The organism is Ectopseudomonas toyotomiensis, from assembly GCF_017167985.1.
Lineage (GTDB): Bacteria > Pseudomonadota > Gammaproteobacteria > Pseudomonadales > Pseudomonadaceae > Aquipseudomonas > Aquipseudomonas toyotomiensis.
The window spans coordinates 1,587,441-1,603,106 of sequence record NZ_CP070505.1 but is presented as its reverse complement, the minus strand read 5'-3'; the positions used below and the strand labels follow the sequence as shown (position 1 = coordinate 1,603,106).

The 15,666-nt window shown below is 66.7% G+C and carries 12 protein-coding genes; 8 read left to right on the top strand and 4 right to left on the bottom strand.

Features of this window, described 5'->3' with window-relative positions:
• The first annotated feature begins 6 nt into the window (after positions 1–6).
• Together hutH and hutC are read left to right on the top strand one after the other, a co-directional pair.
• On the top strand, positions 7–1,542 hold the full coding sequence (hutH, locus tag JWV26_RS07395) for a histidine ammonia-lyase (RefSeq protein WP_206418730.1): 1,536 nt from the start codon (positions 7–9) through the stop codon (positions 1,540–1,542).
• 88 nt (positions 1,543–1,630) lie between these two features.
• Complete coding sequence (hutC, locus tag JWV26_RS07390; RefSeq protein ID WP_206418729.1) at positions 1,631–2,344, top strand: histidine utilization repressor; 714 nt, start codon at positions 1,631–1,633, stop codon at positions 2,342–2,344.
• Between the two features lie 128 nt (positions 2,345–2,472).
• On the opposite strand, the gene JWV26_RS07385 is transcribed toward hutC, so the two are convergent.
• The 3 genes from JWV26_RS07385 to JWV26_RS07375 form a co-directional block, all read right to left on the bottom strand.
• Positions 2,473–3,132 carry an endonuclease gene (locus JWV26_RS07385; protein WP_079782630.1) on the bottom strand — a complete coding sequence of 220 codons (660 nt, stop codon included), beginning with the start codon at positions 3,130–3,132 and terminating at the stop codon, positions 2,473–2,475.
• Positions 3,133–3,580: 448 nt separating this feature from the next.
• Entirely contained in the window at positions 3,581–4,612 is a 1,032-nt protein-coding gene (locus JWV26_RS07380) for an AraC family transcriptional regulator (protein WP_072424989.1), read from the bottom strand.
• A gap of 10 nt (positions 4,613–4,622) precedes the next feature.
• Complete coding sequence (locus tag JWV26_RS07375) at positions 4,623–5,540, bottom strand: GGDEF domain-containing protein (protein ID WP_074917297.1); 918 nt, start codon at positions 5,538–5,540, stop codon at positions 4,623–4,625.
• 364 nt (positions 5,541–5,904) lie between these two features.
• Between JWV26_RS07375 and JWV26_RS07370 the strand changes: the two genes are divergently transcribed.
• From JWV26_RS07370 to JWV26_RS07345, 6 genes are all read left to right on the top strand, one after another.
• Positions 5,905–8,415 carry a TonB-dependent receptor gene (locus JWV26_RS07370; RefSeq protein ID WP_206418728.1) on the top strand — a complete coding sequence of 837 codons (2,511 nt, stop codon included), beginning with the start codon at positions 5,905–5,907 and terminating at the stop codon, positions 8,413–8,415.
• A 61-nt stretch (positions 8,416–8,476) separates the two neighbouring features.
• Positions 8,477–10,438 carry a phytase gene (locus JWV26_RS07365; RefSeq protein WP_206418727.1) on the top strand — a complete coding sequence of 654 codons (1,962 nt, stop codon included), beginning with the start codon at positions 8,477–8,479 and terminating at the stop codon, positions 10,436–10,438.
• A 189-nt stretch (positions 10,439–10,627) separates the two neighbouring features.
• Positions 10,628–11,338 (top strand): protein TolQ, encoded by a 711-nt coding sequence (gene tolQ / locus JWV26_RS07360; protein ID WP_206418726.1) that lies wholly within the window; start codon positions 10,628–10,630, stop codon positions 11,336–11,338.
• A gap of 10 nt (positions 11,339–11,348) precedes the next feature.
• A complete protein-coding gene (gene tolR, locus JWV26_RS07355) occupies positions 11,349–11,798 on the top strand; it encodes a protein TolR (protein ID WP_012019904.1) in 450 nt (149 codons plus the stop codon).
• Positions 11,795–12,583 (top strand): energy transducer TonB, encoded by a 789-nt coding sequence (locus JWV26_RS07350; protein ID WP_241201281.1) that lies wholly within the window; start codon positions 11,795–11,797, stop codon positions 12,581–12,583. Before tolR ends, JWV26_RS07350 begins: the two co-directional genes overlap by 4 nt.
• Positions 12,584–12,743: 160 nt before the next feature.
• On the top strand, positions 12,744–14,699 hold the full coding sequence (locus JWV26_RS07345) for a PhoX family protein (protein WP_206418725.1): 1,956 nt from the start codon (positions 12,744–12,746) through the stop codon (positions 14,697–14,699).
• Positions 14,700–14,787: 88 nt separating this feature from the next.
• On the opposite strand, the gene JWV26_RS07340 is transcribed toward JWV26_RS07345, so the two are convergent.
• Positions 14,788–15,666, bottom strand: a complete 879-nt coding sequence (locus JWV26_RS07340) for an alpha/beta hydrolase family protein (RefSeq protein WP_206418724.1) — start codon at positions 15,664–15,666, stop codon at positions 14,788–14,790.

Below are 15,666 nucleotides of genomic sequence, written 5' to 3'. Positions count from 1 at the left end.
GATTCCATGAATACGCTTAACCTGAAACCCGGCCAGCTGACCCTGGCCGACCTGCGCGCCGCCTACCAGGCACCCGTGCAACTGCGTCTGGACCCCGCCGCCCATGAGGCTATCGAGGCCAGCGTTGCCTGCGTCAACCAGATCATCGCCGAGGGCCGCACCGCCTACGGCATCAACACCGGTTTCGGCCTGCTGGCCTCGACCCGCATCGCCAACGACGACCTGGAAAAGCTGCAGCGTTCGCTGGTGCTGTCCCACGCCGCCGGCATCGGTCAGCCGCTGGATGACGCAATGGTGCGCCTGATCATGCTGCTGAAGATCAACAGCCTGGCGCGCGGTTTCTCTGGCATCCGCCGCCAGGTGATCGACGCGCTGATCGCCCTGGTCAACGCCGAGGTCTACCCGCATATCCCGCTGAAAGGCTCGGTCGGCGCCTCCGGTGACCTGGCGCCGCTGGCGCATATGTCGCTGGTACTGCTCGGCGAAAGCCAGGCGCGATACAAGGGTGAATGGCTGCCGGCCACCGAGGCGCTGGCCATCGCCGGCCTGGAGCCGATGACCCTGGCTGCCAAGGAGGGCCTGGCCCTGCTCAACGGCACCCAGGTGTCCACCGCCTACGCCCTGCGCGGTCTGTTCGAGGCCGAGGACCTGTACGCCGCCGCCAGCGTCTGCGGCGCGCTCAGTGTCGAAGCGCTGCTGGGTTCGCGCTCGCCCTTCGATGCGCGCATCCATGCCGCCCGTGGCCAGCGCGGACAGATCGACGCAGCCGCCGCCTTCCGCCACCTGCTCGGTGACAGTAGCGAGATCGGCCGTTCCCATGCCGCCTGCGACAAGGTGCAGGACCCGTACTCGCTGCGCTGCCAGCCGCAGGTCATGGGCGCCTGCCTGACCCAGCTGCGTCAGGCTGCCGAGGTGCTCGGCGTCGAGGCCAACGCGGTATCCGACAACCCGCTGGTGTTCGCCGCCGAAGGCGAGGTGATTTCCGGTGGCAACTTCCACGCCGAGCCGGTGGCCATGGCCGCCGATAATATCGCCCTGGCCATCGCCGAGATCGGCTCGCTGTCCGAGCGCCGTGTATCGCTGATGATGGACAAGCACATGTCGCAGCTGCCGCCGTTCCTGGTGGCCAATGGCGGGGTCAACTCCGGCTTCATGATCGCCCAGGTCACTGCCGCGGCATTGGCCAGCGAGAACAAGGCGCTGTCCCACCCGCACAGCGTCGACAGTCTGCCGACTTCGGCCAACCAGGAAGACCACGTTTCCATGGCTCCAGCTGCCGGCAAGCGCCTGTGGGACATGGCCGCCAACACCCGTGGCGTACTGGCCGTGGAATGGCTCGGCGCCTGCCAGGGCCTGGACTTCCGTGAAGGGCTGAAGAGCACCCCCGCGTTGGAACAGGCGCGGCAGGCGCTACGCGCCAAGGTGCCGTACTACGTCGAGGACCGCTTCTTCGCTCCGGACATCGCCGCCGCCGATGCTCTGCTCGCCGAGCGCGTGCTGACGCCGCTGCTGCCGGCCGGCATGTTGCCTTCGGTAGGCTGATACGCCCGGCTTGCGCCCGCCCCTGCAAGTGGGAGCGCGGCGCAAGCTCCGCTATCATCCGCGCACCGGGCATATCCAAGGAGCAGCCGTGACCAGTCCCACCCCGCGCTACAAGGCCATCGAGGATTTCCTCCTCGAGCGCATTCACGGCGGCGCCTATCCGGTCAATCACCAGATTCCGCCGGAGGAACAGCTGGCGCGCGATTTCGCCGTCAGCCGCATGACCGCCAACAAGGCGATTCAGCATCTGGTGCAAAAGGGTTATCTGGTGCGTCAGGCCGGGCTCGGCACCTTCGTCACCGACCGCAAGGCCGAGTCGCCGCTGCACGAGGTGATGAACATCGCCAGCGAAGTGCGCGGCCGCGGTCATGCCTACAGCAACGCAGTGGTGCGCTGCGAAGCCATCGCCGCCGATGACGAAGTGGCCCTGCGCCTGGGGCTGCGCCTGGGCGCCGAGGTGTTTCACAGCATCCTCGTGCACCTGCAGGACGGTCTGCCGATCCAGCTCGAGGATCGCTTCGTCAACCCGCGCTGGGTGCCGCATTACCTGCAAAGCGACTTCACCCAGGTCACGCCCAACGAGGTGCTGGTCGCCAGTTGCCCGATCTCGGATGTCGAGCATGTGGTGGAGGCGGTACTGGTGGACGCGCGCACGGCCGAGCTGCTGCAGATCGAACCGGCCATGCCCTGCCTGAGCGTGATTCGCCGCACCTGGTCGGACGATCACCTGATCAGCTACGCGCGGCTGATCCATCCCGGCGACCGCTACAAGCTGCGTTCGCTACATAAGCGCAGAGCGTAGGGCGATTGGTAGGGTGCGCTGTGCGCACCAAGCACGCTGTAGTTCAGCAGACAGATTCGGTGCGCACGGCCTAGGCGGCCCCGCGACACCCTACGGAGCGGCGTCGCGATATCGAAAGCAGCGAGACCTCAATCAGCGATCAACTGATCCACCAGTGACGGATCGTCGATAAAGCGGTTGCGCGTGCCCTGCAGCACCTCGATCTTGTCGTTGCGCGTCTTTTCCTCGGCATCCGGCGGGTCCATGCGGTGCCAGGCCTTGTACATTGGCACCAGGCCGACGATGGGCAAACCGTATTCGATGTGCATGTAGAAGATTGCCCGGGCGATATTGCCCTTGGCTTCGTCGCGCGGCTCCACCAGTTGGAAGCTGGTTTTAAGATCGCAGCCGATATCGGCGAACTTGCTCGGTACGTCATCGGCCAGTTCGGCGAACTGGGCATTGCGTCGTGCCAGCTCCACGCGGCTCAGCGCCGGGTAGTAGTTGTGCAGGTCGGCGACGATGTACGGATAGCGCGGGTTCATGATGGTGCATTGGCGGTCGGTGACGCAGCGCATCGCGCTCTTGAGCTGCTTGCTGCTGTAGATCGGGCTGGCAGTGAGGGTGCCGCTTTCACGAGCGAAGGTCTGGCCGCAATAGAGCGTGGTGCCGCCATTACCGTAAAGATCCTGCCAGAACGCCTGAGCGATGGCCTGTTTGACGTCGCCCAGTTGGGTCTGGCCATTGGCCAGGGAGAAGCTGCTGATGCAGGTTGCCAGGCAACCAAGAAGCAAGGTGACTGCGCGCATACTCTAGCCCCAGTGACCGCCGTTGTCGGAGTCTGTTGTTTTTGTAGGACAAGATGCAGTCTAGCAAGACGTGCGTCACAAAAAACATGGCCAAATGCTTTCTCCCAATCTGGAATGGCCCGAGCAAAGTCAGGCGGCTGACAGAGGGAGAATTCGTGTAAGCCATGGCTTACACGATGTCACGATTTTCGCCACTGTTGGTCGATCAGGTACGGGCGTACTCTGCTGCACATGGATTCAGCGCAGGAAGCGCCTAGACGAACAGGGACACGCTGGACAGCCGCCAGGATGGTGAGCAGATCAAGGATGTCAGGACAACAGTCTGCAAGGCCCCGCAATCGCGGGGTTTTCTTTTTTGGGCGCTCGCCCACCTTCATTCAATCCTCCCTCGCATTACCCACCTAGTGCGCGCCGCGCGTGCCGGACTTTTACGCTGATTGGCGCGATCTCAACCCAGCAACTGCCTTAGCGCACTGGGCGACAGGCCCGTCCAACGCTTGAACGAGCGACGGAAGTTGGTGCTGTCATGGAACTGCAGGTAGGCGGCCACTTCGTCGTTGCTGTAGCCCTTTACCCGGTACAGGTAAAGCGCCACGTGCTTGCGTACCAGGTCGAGCTGTTCCTGAAAGTGGCTGTCGTGTTTGCCCAGCTTGCGCTTGAGGGTGGCGGGGCTCATGGCGAAAGCGTGCGCCACCTTGTCCAGATTCGGTGTCTCGCGAATCTGCTCGTGCAGGTGGTCGTAAAGGCGATCCAGCAGGCTGGCGGAAAATCCCAGCGCCTCCAGTTGCGCCAGGCTCTGTTGTTCGGCCACCTGCCCGGCAGTGAGCGAGGCGCCGGGCCAGGGACGGGTCAGGTATTCGCGTGGCAGGCTCATCATGTCCACCTGGCGCGCGAACGCCACGTCCTCGCCAAGGTGTACCCAGTACTGTTCGATATAGCGTGGCTGCTCATGGGCGAACTCGAACTGCCAGGGCAGGCGTTCGCCAGCCAGCCAGCGGCTGCTCGAGGCCAGCGCGGTCATGCTCGCCTCGAGCAGGAATCGTCGCTGCTCGCCGCAGCCGCAGGCATCCAGCCAGACGATGTAGACGCGCTGTTCGTCGAGTAGCAGGCGTGGCGCCAAAAGCGGGCTGAGCAGGGCGCGCAGACGCACCAGCAGTTCCAGCGACTGTTGCAGGTCGGCGGCCTGCTGCAGGGCCTGGCTGGCGGCACCGTAGTGGCCCGGCAGCAGGCGCTGGCCGAACAGAAAGCTGCTGTCGTCGGCATCCAGCAGGCGCCGCGCGTTGTCGATCAGTTGCAGGAACTGCTGCGGGCTGATGCGCGCCTGGCCGCTGAGAATGTCTTCGTGAAACAGGCCGCTACCGCGCAGCAGGCGATGGCTGTCCAGCTCGCGCGCCAGGGCCAGGTCGAGCAACAGCGCCGGTTGATGGTGGGCGGCGATGAAGCGGCTGTCGCGTTCGTACCAACTGCCCTTGACGGCCATGGCGTCTTCCTCAGGCGCGCTTGGCTGCGGGCGTCTGCTTGACGCGCGCCAGGGCCAGGTTGAGGCGCCTGAGCAGGCTGTCACCATCCTCGTCCTGGGCCAGCACGCTGGCCACGCCGGCTGACAGATACAGGCGTTCGCCGTTGCGGCTGCTGCGGTAGGCCAGGTGGCGTACGGCATCCTGCAGCTCGCCGGCGATCTGTTGCGCCTGCTGCGCGCCGGTGCCTGGCAGCAGCGCGACGAAGCGATCGCCGGCCAGACGGCAGAGCAGATCCTGACGACGCAGGTTGAGCAGCAACAGTTGGGTCAGGTTCTGCAAGACCAGGTCACCCTCGGCATGACCATGCTCGCGATTGAGGCGGTCGAAACCATCCAGATCGAGAATCACCAACGCCAGGGGCTGGCCCTGTTCGTGGCTCTGCTGCAGCGCCTGCTGCACCTGCAGACGCAGGTACTCGGCGCCGCCCAGTGGGGTGAGTTTGTCGAACAGGCGGTGTTCGCGGAACAGCCGCTCGCGCTTTTCCATCTGCGCGCTGATCGCCAGCTGCTCGCGGTGCCAGTGGTAGATGCCCAGGGTCATGAGAATGAAGCCTACCGGCATCGGTCCGGACTCCAGCCACTTGTCCCAGTGGACGCTGGCCGGCAGTTGGACGAACTCGTCCACCGAATCCATCCACAGCGAGAAGAACAGGCAGGCCAGGCCGCAGAACAGCAGGTTGGTCACCCGCCCGGCCGGGCGGCTTTTCAGTAGCAGGCCGATCCACAGCAGCACCAGCAGCGCCGAGCCACCTTCGCCGAGGATATCGGTCCAGTTCCATTCACTGGTGGGTTTGATATGGCCGGCGATCAGATGAGCGAGCAGGCCGAGGTTGGCCAGCAGTAACAGGCCGGCGAGTTTCCAGGCATGCAGTTTCAACAGGGGCGGCATCGGGCGGGCTCCGCAGGCTTCAATGACGGCCAGCAGAACAGAGGCTCATGACACTTTGGTTGCAGTGGGGGAGGTCGATTTGGCTCAGGGCAGTTGCACGATTTTTTTGCTCAGGATGCGCTGCGCGCACCGACTCTGGGGGCGCGCACCTGTAGCGCCGGGCTCGTTGCAGGCGCCCATCTGGCTCTGAGCTGTGCTGCGTCAGGTCATTTCGGCTCATCTGCTGCGGATATTGCCGACAAAACCCGGTATTTCACCGCATGCGCTGCAGGGCTGTCACAGAAGCGTCATTCGCCCCACCTAGCTTGCGCCTCCAGCGAGCCGGCCCCGTGCCGGTGGATTTCACTCTTGGGGAGAGCAGGCCATGCGCCTAGGTCACAGCAGCACCCGCCGTGCGGGCTTTCGTATCAGCACCCTGGCGCTGGCCATCGCCGCCAGTACCGTCGTCCTGGCCGAGGAGCCGGTGCTTCTCGAGCACATCGAGGTGGTCGGCCAGGCGGTGAGCATCGACAAGGCGCTGCAGGATCAGCGCCGCTCCGACAGCGTCACCAGCGTGGTGCACGCCGATGGTATCGGCCAGTTGCCGGATGACAACGCCGCCGAGGCGCTGCAGCGCATTCCCGGCCTGTCGGTGGAGCGTGACCAGGGCGAAGGCCGCTTTGTCAGCGTGCGCGGTATCGGCCCGGATCTCAACGCCGTGACCATCAACGGGACCCTGGTGCCGTCGCCGGAGAGTGACCGCCGCGCCGTGGCCCTCGACGTGCTGCCGTCCGAGCTGGTGCAGTCGCTGTCGGTGGTCAAGACCCTGACCCCGGACATGGACGCCAATTCCCTTGGCGGCACCGTGCAGGTCGAGAGCCTCTCGGCCTTCGACCACGACGGCTTGTTCTACACCCTCAGCGGCGAGGCCAGCTACGACGACAACAGTAGTCAGACCAGCCCGAAATTCTCCGGCGCGATCAGCGAGCGCTTCAGTCTCGGGGACGGTATCGACAACTTTGGTGTGGCCGCGGCGCTGAGCTGGCAAAAACGCGATTTCGCTTCGGACAACGTGGAAACCGGCGGCGCCTGGGATTTCAGCGACGGTGCCCGGCTCGAAGAGCTGGAGCAGCGCGCCTACGACATCCGCCGCGAGCGCACCGGCTTCGGTCTGAACTTCGACTACAAGCCGGACGACGCCTCCAGCTACTACCTGCGCACGCTCTACAGCCGCTACAAGGACACGGAAACGCGCAACGCCGCCGGCGTCGAGTTCGCCGACGCGCAGTTGCCCGGTGAGAGCGGCGAAGCCGAAGGCTGGCGTGAGCTCAAGAGCCGCGAAGAAACCCAGCAGATCCAGTCCTACGTGTTCGGCGGCGAGCGCAGCCTGGGCCTGTGGACGGTCAGTGGCCAGGTCGGCTACAGCAAGGCCAGCGAGAAGACCCCGGAAGGCATCGCCGGCGCCACCTTCGAGGGCAACGACGACTTTGCCGATGTCGGCTTCGGCGGCACGCGCAAGCCGAAGCTGACCATCGGCTCGGCCTTCTACGACCCGGCCAACTTCACCCTCGACGAGGTGCAGTGGGAGAAACAGAAGACCACCGACACCGAAAAGAACATCAAGCTCGACCTGGCCCGCGACTACGAGCTGAGCGGCTATGCAGCACAGGCTAAGTTCGGTGGCAAGCTCAGCCGGCGCAAGAAGGACAACGACCTGGAGGCGTGGGTCTACGAAGACCTGGGCGACTTCGGCCTGACGGACGAGCAGCTTAACCTCGGCCAGTTCGTCAAGGGTGAGGTCGACTACGGTCTCGGCCGCTTCGGCCCGGGCATCAGCGCCAAGGCCATCGAGCGCCTGCTCGCCGGGCTGAACAAGGCTGACTTCTACGACGAGGAGGAGTCGCGCATCAACGATTTCACGATGCGCGAGGACATCAACGCCGCCTACCTGATGAACAGCGTCGACATCGACGACTGGCGCTTTATCGCCGGGATGCGCTACGAGGGCACCGAGTTCGAGGCCAAGGGCACCGGTCTGCGCGACGACGCCTATGAGTCGATCAGCAGCCGCAAGCGCTACGACCACTGGCTGCCGGGCCTGCACGCACGTTACCAGCTCGATGCCAACACGCAGATCCGCGCCGCCTGGACCAACTCGGTGGTGCGTCCGACCTTCGGCCAGCTGGCACCCGGCTTCGTCATCGATGGCGATGAGGCCAGCTTCGGCAACCCCGATCTCAAGCCGCTGGAGTCGAGCAACTTCGACCTCGGCATCGAGCGCTACCTAGGCCGTGCGGGGGTGGTCTCGGCCTTCGCCTTCTACAAGGACATCGACAACTTCGTTTATGCCACGGACCTGGCCGGCAGCGGCGCCTGGGCCGATTTCAGCGAGGCCAACACCTTCGCCAATGGCGCCAGCGCCAAGCTGTACGGCATCGAGCTGGCCTACTCGCAGAAATTCGACTGGCTGCCGGCACCTTGGAACGGCCTGCTACTCAGCGCCAACGCCACCTTCAGCCGCTCCGATGCGCGCATCGAAGGTCAGGGCAGCAAGCGCAGCATCGATCTGCCGAACCAGTCCGACCAAGTCGGCAACCTGACTCTGGGCTGGGAGAGCGACAAGCTCAGCCTGCGCCTGGCGGCCAACTACAAATCCAGGTACCTGGCCGAAGTGGCAGCGGTGGACGACAAGGCTCACGACCTCTACGCCGATTCGCAGCTGTTCGTCGACTTCAGCGCCGGGTATTTCCTCAGCGACAACCTGCAGCTCAAGTTCGAGGCGCAGAACCTCACCGACGAGTCCTATTACCTCTACACCGGCAACCGTCGCTACAACGCCCAGTACGAGGAATACGGCCCGACCTACAAGCTTGGCCTGACCTTCACCCACTTCTAATGCACTGCCCTGCGCGCCCGCCGGGTAGCGCAGGGCGACCCGTAAAAGGATCGCCCCTCTGATGAACCGTGTCTTTTCTCCCACTCCCCTGGCCCTCGGCCTGCTCGCCGGTGTCCTGAGCCTCGCTGGTTGTGAGCCACAGGCGCCGGCTGCCCAGGCCCAGCCCGCGGCAGTCGAGACTGCGCCGCTGGCGCCACAGGCCTGGCAGCCGGCCACCGAGATTGCCGTCGAAGACCTGCAACTGCTGAGCGAAACCTCGTTCTGGCCGGGCGCACGCTTCCTGCTCAGCAGCGAGAAGCAGGGCCTCTACCTGCTCGACGAGCAGGGCACCAAGCTGGCCCACCTGCCCGGGCGCTTCGGCGCCCTGGACCAGCGCAGCGATGCCGAGGGCCTGCTGCTGGCCAGCGTCGATATCGACCGCCAGCAGCCTATGCTGGTGGCCCTGCGCGGCGCCGACCGGCGCTGGGGCGAGCCGGTGTACCTGCCGCGCGCCAGCTTCAAGGTGGACGGCCTGTGCCTGTCGCGCGACGCGGCCGACAACCAGTTCCTGTTCCTGGTCGGCGAGGAAGGCATCGGCGAGCAGTGGCTGGTGGCCCAGGCCCTGCAGCCGCTGGCCGAGCCGCGCCTGGTGCGGCGCCTCAGTCTGCCACCGGCCAGCGAGCATTGCCGCGTGGATGATGACGCCGAGCTGCTCTACATCAACGAGGAGAACGTCGGCCTGTGGGCCTATGCCGCTGGCGCCGAGGATGACCTGATCCGCCAGCCGGTTGGTCTGCGTCAGCCGTTCGGCGATATCGCCGAGGCCATGGCCGGCATGGCGGTGGTGCCGGGCGGGGTGCTCGCCCTCGATCCCGAGGCCGGTGTGCTGCACCGTTACGCCCGCCAAGGTAAAGGCTGGCGCGCCGAGACGCCGCTGCCGCTGACAGGGCTGGACGAGCCGGAGCGCCTCGGCGCGCGGCCGGTCGAGGGTGGCCTGGAGCTGCTGATCGGCGGCGATAACGGCCTGCACCGCGTCCAGCTCGACTGGGCACCGGCCGCGCCGGCGCTGGCCAGGCCGCTGCCGGTGCTGACGCCGCTGGTACAGACCGACGAGGTGCCGAGCCTGGGCGACGCGGCGGACGACCCGGCGATCTGGCTGCATCCGCAGGAGCCGAGCCGCAGCCGCGTGCTGGGCACCGACAAACAGGGCGGCCTGCTGGTGTACGACCTGCAGGGCAGGCAGCTGCAGGACCTGCGCGTCGGTCGTATGAACAATGTCGATCTGCGCGCCGGCTTCGAGCTTGGCGGGCAGCGCGTCGATCTGGCCGTGGCCAGCAATCGCGATCATAACAGCCTGCACTTCTTCGCCATCGACCGCGCCAGTGGCGAGCTCAGCGACCTTGGCCAGGCGCCCACCGCGCTGAGCGACATCTACGGCCTGTGCCTGTTCCAGCAACCCGATGGCGCCATTCACGCCATCGCCAACGACAAGGACGGCACCTTCCTGCAGTACCGCCTGGACGGCAGCAGCGGCCGTGTGCAGGCCACGCTGGCGCGCCAGTTCAAGGTCGCCAGCCAGCCGGAAGGCTGCGTCGCCGATGACCGTAATCAGCGCCTGTTCGTCGGCGAGGAGGATGTCGCGGTCTGGGTGCTGGACGCCCGCGCCGAAGCACCGGCCGAGCTGCAGCAGGTGATCGGCGTCGGCGAGGTGGTGCACGACGATATCGAGGGCCTGGCCTTCTACCAGGGCGCGCAGCGCGACTACCTGGTGATCTCCAGCCAGGGCAACGACAGCTACGTGGTGCTCGACGGCCAGGCGCCGTACGCCGTGCGTGGTGCCTTCCGCATCGGCCTGGACGCCGCGCGCGGCATCGACGGTGTGTCTGAAACCGACGGCCTGGAAGTGACCTCGGCCAACCTCGGCGGCCCCTGGAGCCAGGGGGTGCTGGTGGTGCAGGACGGCCGCAAGCGCATGCCCGAAGGTCGGCAGAACTACAAATACCTGCCCTGGAGCGCAGTGGCCGAGGCCCTGGGCCTGGAGTGACCGCTTTTCACCGCCTGGCCTTTGGCCGGGCGACGTAGGGCGAACTCAGTACGTAGGGCGGACTCAGGAGCGCAGCGAACAGTCCGCCGCAGCGAAGCCCTCCATCGGCAGCGGCAACCAGGCTGCCTGTAATCCCAATAGGCATGGCGCCCGCCACCCACGGCGGGCGCAGCAAGCAAGGAGTCGAAGATGCACAGTTCACTCGAACAGATGACCGTCTGGGGCCTGGTCAGCGAGGCCAGCCTGCTGGTGCAGGCGGTGATGCTCAGCCTGGTGCTGGCGTCGCTGGTCAGCTGGTACCTGATCGTCCAGCGCAGCGCCGTGCTGCGCCGCAGCGAACGCGAGGCGAAAGCCTTCCTGCAGCGCTTTCGCGGCAGCGCCGAGCTGGCCCAGCTGCAGCGTGAGTGCGCCGCCGAAGCCGATCAGGACGCTGGTGTGCAGCAGCTGTTTCAGGCCGGTTACGGCGAGTATCTGCAGCTGCAGCGCGAGCCCGGTATTGCCGCCGACGCGGTGATCGAAGGGGTCGAGCGCAGCCTGCTGGTGGCCATCGCCGAACAGGAGGAGCGCCTGGAAAAGGGCCTGCCGCTGCTCGCCACGGTCGGCTCGGTGAGCCCCTACGTCGGCCTGTTCGGCACCGTCTGGGGCATCATGAACTCCTTCATCGGCCTGTCGCAGGTGCAGCAGGCCACCCTCTCCACCGTCGCCCCGGGCATCGCCGAGGCGCTGATCGCCACCGCCATCGGCCTGTTCGCCGCGATTCCCGCGGTGATCGCCTACAACCGCTTCTCCGCGCGCGTGGCAGGCCTCGGCGCGCGCTACTACAGCTTCGGCAACGAGCTGCAGGGACGCTTGCAGCGCAGGCTGCACAGCAGCGCCAGCCGCGTCGCCGTAGCGGGCTGAGGGGAACGTCATGCGCAGGCCGCAGAGTAAGCATGGCCCCAAGGCCGAGATGAATGTGGTGCCCTACATCGACGTGATGCTGGTGCTGCTGGTGATCTTCATGGTCACCGCGCCCATGCTCACCCAGGGGGTGCATATCGAGCTGCCCAAGGTGGCCGCCGAGGCGCTGCCCAGCGATAACCAGCAGCGCATCCTCACCCTGTCGGTGCAGGCCGACGGCAGCTACTACTGGAACCTCGGCAGCGAGCTGGACACCGAACTGGGCGCGGCCAGCGAGCAGGCCGTGGACCTGGCGGTGATGAGCGCGCGGGTGGCGCAGCTGGTCGCCGAGCAGGGCGACACCCAGGTGTACATCCGCGCCGACCAGGCCGCCGACTACGCCAGTGTGGTGGCCGGTATCGCCGCCCTGCAGCAGGGTGGGGTGAGCAGCCTGGGGCTGATCACCGAGGCGCCGCAATGAGCAGCCTGACCCTGCCCGCCGAGCACGACATGCGACGCCCGCTCGTGCCGTCCGTGCACTGGCGCCGTAGTTGCGGCGCGCTGGCGGCCACCCTGGCCCTGCACCTGGGGTTGGGCGCACTGCTGCTCGCCCATTGGCAGATCGGCGAGCCTCTCGCGCCGCAGGTCAGCACGGTGCAGCTGCAACTGCTGACCCTGGCCCCGCCGGTACCGCCGGAGCCGCCTGCCGTGATTCCCGAGCCGACGCAGCCGGCGCAACCCGATCCGGCCATCGCACGCCAGCATCTGGAACAGGCCGCCCTGGCGCGCAAACGCGCCGAGCAGCAGCGCCTTGAACAGGAGCAGCAACGCCAGCGCGAGGCGCAGCGGCGTGAACAGGAGCGCCAGCGCCGCGAGGCCGAGGCCCGCGAGCAGCTCGAGCAGCAGCGCCTGGCCGAGCAGCGCGAACAGGTCGAGCGTCAGCAGGCGGCTGCGGCAGCCGAACGCGCGCGCCAGGCCGAGGCTGCGGCCGCCGCCAGCCGCGAGTTCCTGCCGATTGCCAAGCAGGCCCCGGCCTATCCGCAGCGCGCCCTGGACAAAGGCCTCGAAGGACAGTGCACGGTGCGTTACCGGGTCAACGAGCAGGGCCGGGTGGAAAACCCCGAGGCCGAACCCGACTGCCACCCACTGTTCGTCCGCCCCTCGCTGAGCGCGGCGAAGAGCTTTCGCTACCAGCCGCGGGTGATCGATGGCCGCGCCGTGGTGGTGGAGAGCGTGAGGAACACCTTCACCTACCGCATCGAATGACCACGCAGCGCAACAGAACCTGGCCCATACGCAGCCGGCCGCCGCGCGCACCATCAGTCCCCTCGCACCTCTGGGGAGAGGGTTAGGGAGAGGGGGCATTTAACCGCGTATCCCCGACCCGGATGCAATCCGGGAACACCAGCCAGCACAGAGAAGCTCGATGAAGCACGATCCGCAGGACTTTCACCAACGCCTCGAAGCCCACGACGACCAGTCGATCAACCCCAGCGCCAACCCGTCGCTGGCGACGCTGATCGACCCCACCCGGCGCAACCTGCTCAAGGGCGGCCTGGGTCTGGCCGCCCTGGGTTTCTTCGGTGGCGGCCTGGCCGCTTGTAGCAAGGCGTCGGCCAGCCCGTTGCTGAACTTCACCAGCGTGCCGCTGCAGTTCGATCCCCAGTTCGACCAGGTGCTGGTGCCACCGGGCTACCGCGCCGTGCCGTTCTTCTCCTGGGGCGATGCGGTGGAGCCTGGCGCGACGGACTGGCGTCCGGACGCCAGCGACGACTGGCAGGCCCAGCTCAAGCAGGCGGGCGACAACCATGACGGCATGAATTTCTTCGCCTTCGAGGGCGAAGAGGATCGTGGCCTGCTGGTGATGAACCACGAGTACGTCAACCCGCCGTTGCATCCGTCCGGGGTGATCGACCAGAGCCGACCGCGGCCGCTGGACGAGGTGCGCAAGGAGCAGGCCGCCCATGGCGTCTCGGTGATCGAGGTGAGAAAAGGCTCGGACGGCCAATGGCACAGAGTCATGGATTCGCCCTACAACCGACGCATCAGCATGCTCACGCCAATGCGCCTGGCCGGGCCGCTGGCCGGGCTGGAGATGATGAAGACCGCCAGCGACCCCGAAGGCCTGACGGTGCTCGGCACCCTGAACAACTGCGCCACCGGCGTTACGCCCTGGGGCACCTTCCTCACCTGCGAGGAGAACTGGCACAACTACTTCATCAATCGCGACCAACAGGATTATGAGCGCCGTGTGTCGCACAAGCGCTACGGCCTGGCCACCGAGGGCACCAGCAAGAACTACGCCTGGGAAACCGCCGACGCGCGCTTCGACGCCACGCCCTATGCCGACCAGCCCCACGGCGGCCATGTCAACGAGCCGCACCGTTTCGGCTGGGTGGTGGAGATCGATCCCTTCGACCCCGGCGCGCAGCCGATCAAGCGCACCGCTTTCGGCCGCTTCAGTCGCGAGTGCGCGGCGCTGGCGCTCGGCGAGGACGGGCGCATGGCCTTCTATTCGGGCGACGACGCCCGCGGCGAGTACGTCTACAAGTTCGTCCCGAGCGGGCGCTTCGACGCCGCCAATCCACGGGCCAACCGCGATCTGCTGGACGAAGGCACGCTGTATGCCGCGCGTTTCGATGCCGACGGCAGCGGCCAGTGGCTGGCCCTGGTTCACGGGCAGAACGGCCTGAGCGCCGAGCACGGCTTCGCCAGCCAGGCCGAGGTGCTGCTCAACGCCCGCGCCGCCGCCGATCGCGCCGGCGCCACGCCGATGGATCGCCCCGAGTGGGCCACGGTGCACCCCGGCACCCGCGAGGTCTATGTCGCCCTGACCAACAACGACGGCCGTGGCGACAAGCAGCCCACGGACGCCGCCAACCCGCGTCCGCACAACCTGCACGGGCAGATCTTGCGTTTCAACGAGCAGGGCGGCGACCCGACCGCCACCGCCTTCACCTGGGAGCTGTTCCTCCTGGCCGGCGAGGCCAGGGGCGCGCGGACTGCTGGCGGCGAGCCAATGCCGGCCAACCTCACCGGCACCGTCAACGGTGACATCTTCTCCTCGCCGGACGGTCTGGCCTTCGACGCCGCTGGGCGGCTGTGGATCCAGACCGACTACGATGACGAGGAGGCGCCGATGCAGGGCATGGGCTGCAACATGATGCTCTGCGCCGACCCCGCCACCCGAGAGGTGCGCCGCTTCATGGTCGGCCCGCGTGGCTGCGAGATCACCGGTCTGGCCTGGAGCCCGGATGGCAAGGCGATGTGGGCCAATATCCAGCACCCGACCCTCAGCTACCCGGCCAGCGATGGCCGCAGCCGCCCGCGCTCGACCACCGTGCTGGTGACCCGCCTCGACGGCGGCGTGATAGGCAGCTGATCTCTGCGACGCACCTTTCCGTAGGGTGCGCCGCGCGCACCAATGCCTCCGCTCACCATGGCTGGTGAGCACAGCGCATCCTACGAGGTCAGGCCGCGCGGCGCTCGGCGTGCAGCCGCTCGAACCAGTCCAGCGTCTCGTCCCACAGGCGCTGGGCGGCGGGGCGGAAGTAGCCCATATGGCCGATATTGCCCAGGCCCTCGGCCTGCGAGTCGAGCGTGCGCGCCCGATAGGGCGCGTTGACGTAGGCAGCCATGAAGGCATCGCGCGAGGCGGGTGGCGCCCACAGGTCGTCCAGGGCGTTGAGCGCCACAATGGGTGTACGCACCTGAGCGAAGCGCTCGGCCAGCCCCGGCATCTGCGGGTCGTCGAAGAAATAGCGCGGGAAGCGGCACCAGCGCTTCCACTGGCGGTACACGCCCATGGGCAGATCCTCACCCATGCCCAGCTTGCTCCAGGCCAGGTAGCCCTTGTAGCGCGTCATCAGCGGGCCGATCACTCGCCACATGGCCAGCACGCGAAGCTGTTCGGCCCTGGGCATCCAGCCATGCCAGCCGGCGCCGGTGCCGAAGGTGTAGAAGCCGGCGACCTGATCATGATTGGGCAGCAGGCCAAAGGCGTGACCGCCGAAGGAATGGCCGACCATGAACAGCGGGCGCTCGGCGTGCCGGTGTTGATCCACTGCCGCGGCCAGGTCGAGATGGGCCCAGTCCAGATACTCCATCTCGAAACCACGCAGGCTGTCTGGCCTGGATTGGCCGATGCCGCGGTAGTCCAGAGTCAGGGTATTGAAACCGCGACTGGCCGCATGCTCGGCGAAACGCCGGTAGAAACCTTGTGGCACCCCGGTGGCGCCGGCGATCAGCAGTTGCGCCTGGGGGCGCTCGGCGTGATAGCGCGTGGTGGCCAGCTGATAGTCGTCCAGGGCGAGCAGGGGCAGGGTTTCGCTGCGGAGGGTGGCGTTCAT